Annotated in this window: 2 protein-coding genes; one reads left to right on the forward strand and one right to left on the reverse strand. The window is 46.8% G+C overall.

Annotated elements, in window-relative coordinates:
• Positions 1-132 precede the first annotated feature (132 nt).
• The gene (locus F6K49_RS50440; RefSeq protein ID WP_293110408.1) at positions 133-297 is read left to right on the forward strand and encodes a hypothetical protein; all 165 of its coding nucleotides are present in this window, start codon (positions 133-135) and stop codon (positions 295-297) included.
• Here the strand turns inward: F6K49_RS50440 and F6K49_RS50445 are convergent.
• The coding region (locus tag F6K49_RS50445) for a proton-conducting transporter membrane subunit (protein WP_293110410.1) at positions 262-1,237 on the reverse strand (976 nt) is incomplete at its 5' end. The two genes, F6K49_RS50440 and F6K49_RS50445, sit on opposite strands and share 36 nt — an antisense overlap.

A 1,237-nucleotide genomic window follows, 5' to 3' on the forward strand; every position in this document is an offset into this window, starting at 1 on the left:
TGTTGAAGGTTGAAGGTTGAAGGTTGTTTGGGGTTGAAGGTTCAACAGTCAAAGGGCTAACCTTGGCCAAAAGGCCACGCGTGCGCGTTCAACCTGCTAACTTTCAACCTGCTAACCTTCAACGGGCTAACCTTGGCCAAAAGGCCACGCGTGCGCGTTCAACCTGCTAACTTTCAACCTGCTAACTTTCAACGGGCTAACCTTCAACCTGCTAACCTTCAACCTGCTAACCTTGGCCAAAAGGCCACGCTACGCGAACAACTAATCACCTATCAACGAAGACCACTGCTCCAATGACCACTGACTCCAAGACCACTGATTCAAGGGCCAGGTGATGAAGATTGCTAATAAGCTGATTCCTAAAAGGATAGTCAGTACATAAAACTGTGATTTACCGGAAACGCTGTATTTTAGGCTTTGACCACTAAATACTGTTCCTAAACCAACCAGATTGACTAACCCATCAACGATATATCTATCAACCCAAGCTGTAATTTTGGAAAATAGGAGAACAGCAAACACGATGGTGTAACGATACAGTTCGTCGAGGTAAAAGTCATAGGCGAATAGGTCTTGGAACAATTTCAACGGCATCCGAATTGACCGCGACCAGGTTCTGGGTAGGTAAATTAAAGCCCCTGCCGTGCAACCTACGACACCAGAGATTATCAAGCTTACCTCCGCTAGGAGATTGAGATCGTTCCATTCCGATAGCAATTCCATCGGACGTATTAGCACTGGTACCAGCAATGTCAGTATGGTTAACGCTACCATTGGTAAAGCCATAGCCCAAGGTACTTCTGGTGCTCGACGGGTCTTCGCTTGGGGTTTCCCTAGGAAAATTAGCCGAAACACCCGAACTAAACCTAAGGCAGTAACTGCGTTAACGAAGAGAAAGGGTATGACCAGAAGAGGGGCGTCAAACCAAAAGGCGTTAATCCCTTCACTCATTGCCCAAAAGCCACCCAGGGGTAAAAGTCCAATCAGACCAACCATACCCACCGCAAAGGCAGTGCTAGTAGCGGGCATTTTTGACCCTAAGCCCCCCAATTCAGCTAAATTTTGGTTATTGGTGTTGAAGATTATCCCCCCGATGCTCATAAACATCAGGGCTTTAGCAAAGGCATGGGCAACCAGTAAAATCACACCAATATCAGCGCGCTGCATTCCAACCGCGATAAATACTAAACCAATGTAAGCGCTGGTGGAATGGGAAAGCGATCGCTTAATATCGATT

Source organism: Moorena sp. SIO3I6 (genome assembly GCF_010672095.1).